This is a genomic window from Virgibacillus salexigens, from assembly GCF_014905415.1.
In the GTDB taxonomy this organism is placed as follows: Bacteria; Bacillota; Bacilli; order Bacillales; family Amphibacillaceae; genus Virgibacillus; species Virgibacillus salexigens.
In genome coordinates this window covers 1-294 of sequence record NZ_BNEO01000182.1, presented here as the reverse complement: position 1 = coordinate 294, position 294 = coordinate 1, and the positions used below count along the sequence as shown (strand labels likewise).

Below are 294 nucleotides of genomic sequence, written 5' to 3'. Positions count from 1 at the left end.
AGGTTTATTTTCTTTATCGTACTTTACTTTTCCTTCCGAGTCGGTGACCGCACTTTTAATTTTCTTTTCAATTTTCTTTGGTTCATCAAGCATTGAAATAAATCCTTTTTCATTCGAATCGGAATTACTCATTTTCTTCGTTGGATCTTGTAAAGACATAATCCGAGCACCATCTTTTGGAATACTGACCTCTGGAACCGTAAAGATATCATTATATTTGTTATTAAACCGTTGGGCTAGGTTCCTTGTTAACTCTAAATGCTGCTTATGATCTTCACCGACCGGGTCGATATC

1 pseudogene is annotated in these 294 nt (G+C 36.1%); it reads right to left on the bottom strand.

The features are described 5' to 3' along the window. Positions 1–294: pseudogene (locus JKP73_RS22755) on the bottom strand (tryptophan--tRNA ligase); the annotation flags it as partial.